At 41.0% G+C, this 3752-nt stretch carries 2 protein-coding genes and 2 pseudogenes; 2 read left to right on the forward strand and 2 right to left on the reverse strand.

Annotated features, from left to right (window positions below):
* Nucleotides 1-488: pseudogene (locus EWV66_RS03890) on the forward strand (hypothetical protein); the annotation flags it as partial.
* 138 nt (nucleotides 489-626) lie between these two features.
* On the opposite strand, the gene EWV66_RS03895 reads toward EWV66_RS03890, so the two are convergent.
* Nucleotides 627-959, reverse strand: coding sequence for a hypothetical protein (locus EWV66_RS03895; RefSeq protein WP_052276991.1), 333 nt, complete (start codon nucleotides 957-959; stop codon nucleotides 627-629).
* Entirely contained in the window at nucleotides 949-3093 is a 2145-nt protein-coding gene (locus EWV66_RS03900; protein ID WP_287108351.1) for a CHAT domain-containing protein, read from the reverse strand. Before EWV66_RS03900 ends, EWV66_RS03895 begins: the two co-directional genes overlap by 11 nt.
* On the opposite strand from EWV66_RS03900, the pseudogene EWV66_RS03905 reads away from it, so the two are divergent.
* Nucleotides 3077-3479 (forward strand): annotated as a pseudogene (locus EWV66_RS03905) (bluetail domain-containing putative surface protein); the annotation flags it as partial. The gene EWV66_RS03900 and the pseudogene EWV66_RS03905 sit on opposite strands and share 17 nt — an antisense overlap.
* Between the last annotated feature and the right edge of the window lie 273 nt (nucleotides 3480-3752).

Below are 3752 nucleotides of genomic sequence, written 5' to 3' on the forward strand. Positions count from 1 at the left end.
GGGAACAGATAATTAAACTGTTTGAAATCATCGACAATATGATGACTTTATCCCCTAAATTGCAGTCAAGTTTAGAGAGTAAAATTAAACAATTTGAGGAGGAAAGAACCATGCCTTTAGTAAGTAATATGGAGTTACGAGGAATCGAACGCGGTAAGGAAATAGGCAAGGAAATTGGTAAGGAAATTGGTAAGGAAATAGGCAAGGAAATTGGTAAGGAAATTGGTAAGGAAATTGGAGCGTTAGAAAAAAGCCGCGATGACATAAAAACAGTTTTAACCGTGCGCTTTGGACAGATTTCTTCAGAAATTGAAGAGATAATCGGCAAAATGACTGGCTCTTCTCGACTTTGTGTGATAATTTTTGCTTATGGAATCGTGAAATGCTTATCGGGCAAGACTTTTAGGGCTATTTTGCGGATATTCTATCAGTATAGACCTCGTTTCCACACAGTTAGAAGAGCTACTAAAATTAGCAGCTACCGCTAATTCTCTCGCAGAATTTAAGCAGTCTTTGGCAAAAATCAATATCTAGAAAACGGTTTTCTTTGAGAAACTCTTTGAGAAACCCGTTTTCTTTGAGAGACCAGATACCGACCTCTGGCTTTTTGTTTTGATGGTGGACATTTACTTCGTTTTCTGTATTTTTGGCTGCAAAGTTGTAGATAGGGTAACTTTCATCGTGTTTGTATTGGCTGTTTCTGCTCCAATGTTGAAAAACAGATATTTGAGTTCTCCCTTCGCCTTTAGGCTGACTGAACCATTAATTTCAACAGTCAACTGACTTTCTACATCCACCTTACTAGAAAGAGCTTCCATGACAGATTCAAAGAGTTCTTGCAACTGAACTGCGATGGTTTCCTCTTGTGGCCCCAAAGTAGTCAGGATTTCCTCATCCTCAGTTTGTAAGCTACTAACTGAAGCTGGATCAACGGCTGTGGCATATACTTTAATTGGCATGGTCTTCCTCCTTGGAATTTTTTTGCTGTACAATCGAGAAATCTGGATCGCCATAAATACAATACAGTAGCCAAAATAAGTTTCTCTCATTGGCTGCAACTTCTTTGGCTTTGGCTACAGCCTGTCCGATAGTAATTTTCTCATCTGGGTTGAATAATTCACGGTAAACAATTTCGGCAAAGTTGAAGGCATATTTCACTGGTACGGCTCCTAAAGTTCCAATGAAAGCATCTGCACCACGCTGATAAAATTTCCAGCCAAAACTGCTAAATTTTCCAAAGGTTAACACGGGAACGGTTGAAGCACAGGCGTTAGCAAACACAAGACTACCTGGCTCAAGGGGTAGCCTTAGAATGGTTTCAGGGAGCAAGTTTTCAATTCGGGTTTTGTTTTTATCGCCAGCAATTTGGAGTAGGTGCGGTTCTAAATGTCCGTGACAGGTAAAATGAAGCGCATCTGTGCCTGGAATAGCTTTTACAAGGGACGAAATTGGCTGTTTAGCTAACAATTGTACCGCTTCCGGGGGGAGAAGATTAGAGAATAGATGGGTAGCTCGCTCTGCTTCCGAGGAAGGTACATCTCCACCGACAATATTGACAATCCGCTTGATTTGTCTTTTTCCCTTACTTTCAGGTCTATTTTTATCTGGTAAATCTTGACTATCGCTGAGGCGAGGAGAGCGAGCAATAATAAACTTCTTTCCCCAAAAATCTTCGCCGTCGTACATTAATTCCCAAGGAATCCACTGTTCATTAGTGGAGATAATGACAGGAGAACCAATCTTCCAATCTCGCACTTTTTTTGCTACTTCAGAGGGAATTAACATCTCGAACAAGTTAGCGCCAACACTCTGAAGATTGAAACAGATACTCTCCCAACGCTCATCAGAGGGGTTTCCTTGTTGAACTACTTCTGTCAGGAAAGCATTCAAACTTCGCAAATCATCTTCAATTTGTTGCTGAATATTAGGAATTGTTTTCTCCCACTCGCCTAATCGATTCGCTGGGAAGATAGTATAGAGTAATTTACTTTCTCTCTCAATCCACGTAACATTAAGTGTATGTTTATCGGGATTAACCGTCATACTTTCTAAGTTTTTGAGACCATCAATTGGGTCTTCCATTGATAAAACTTTTGGCGATATTTTATTATACGAGTAGAAAGTTACGTTAGTTTGAACGATTACATACCCAACTCTTGTTGCTCCTCTGAAAAACTCAATCTCAATAACTTGCTCACCTCTTTCAAGAGGAACAAGGGTAAAAATCACTTCGTTGGAATCGCCTTTAACTGGAACAGTCAACTGCTGCTGATAAGGTCTTATGGCAAATGCTGGAGCAGTAACCTTGACATTTAGTTTAACTTGCTTAGTATTAAGTCCTACTGTAAGCCAAATTTTTTCTAGAACACGAGTAAATTTTGGAATCTCTTGAGTTAGCTGAATCTTTAACTCAGCTTTTTGCTCAAGAACACATTCTGATGGGAATTCGATTCGAGTGTGGCGTTGAATTGTTACGCTATTAGACGACGGAAGGGGTTTAGGCTGCTCAGAGCAAGGCACAGAGCAAGGCAGCCGAATAAACTCCCCACGCTCGTTAATACTCCCTTTATTCGAGTTAAAATAACCCGGGTTGCCGATATATTTTCTGTTTAAATCCGCTTCTCCACCTGCCAATTTGCCGGGTGGAACCTTAATCGTCGGTTCCCCCTTTACATATGAGTTTATGTCTTGAACAAATTCAGTTTTTCTTAGCCTTAGTCCCTCACGGATTACTGATAAGCTTGTTTCTGGATGAGTGAGCAGTTGAAATTGAATACAGAAATCAGCCAACTCGAAATATTGATCCTTAATAGCTTGATAAGCTGTCTCAAGGAGGTCCAAATCGACTTGGTTCAGAATAGTTGCAAATTCAGCTACAAGGCTTTGAGTTTCAGCAGCAAATTTCTTTAAGAGAGTATCAGCTTCACTAAACTTATTTTGTCCCAGCAATGCAGCAAGTTGTACGAGTTGTCTGTTACGAGTGTTAGGAAAGTATGCAGCCAAAGCATAAGCCTCGGCGAATTCCCCTTCTCCCAGAAGAGCGACAATCGGTTGCAGCCAAGTTTCACGAGGTGTTTCACTGCGAGTTTCCATTTCCTATACCCTTCCTGACAACGTGGAAAATCTCGTCCTCACTGGTACTGGTAATCTTAATGGCACGGGTAATGCCTTGTCAATTTGGTGCGGCAATTAATGCCCCTCTCGCTTTTACCCGGGCAACAAATAGCACCACGACCAACATTAACACCATTGTTACTAATGTCTTTACCGATGCTAATGGCGCAACAGCCGGAAATCAAGCTATCGGGATGAACAGTGCTGCTTTAGTGCGGGTTGCTAATACTACTACCACTTACCTAATTATGAACGACGGTACGGGGGGTTTCCAAAGTGCTAATGATTTGGTGATTAATCTCACCGGGTTAACGGGTAGTTTACCGGCGCTCGGCCCTATTCCAGTCAATAGTTTCTTTGTCTAGATTGATGGGGTAATTCTCCCCTTTTAATGCTCCCGTTGAAGTAATTTTGATACAAAAAAAGTTAAGAGGCTCTTCTCGACTTTGTGTTAAGTACCTAGGCAAAATTATTTACACATGACGATCATTGCCCCGTAAGGGTTTTAGCTCGATCGGGGGCTCTTCTAGGTTCTGTGTGAGCATGGTATAATAGTAACACAGAACAGGAGGTGGGTTATGTGGATAAATTTTGATCAACTCCTCGATTTACCAAATGTAACAGTGGTCAATTATCAA

The organism is Microcystis sp. M_OC_Ca_00000000_C217Col, from assembly GCF_007095585.1.
Lineage (GTDB): Bacteria > Cyanobacteriota > Cyanobacteriia > Cyanobacteriales > Microcystaceae > Microcystis > Microcystis panniformis.

Coding starts and splice junctions, on each gene's coding strand:
- EWV66_RS03895 (WP_052276991.1), bottom strand. CDS start 959: ATGCCAATTAAAGTATATGCCACAGCCGTTGATCCAGCTTCAGTTAGT.
- EWV66_RS03900 (WP_287108351.1), bottom strand. CDS start 3,093: ATGGAAACTCGCAGTGAAACACCTCGTGAAACTTGGCTGCAACCGATT.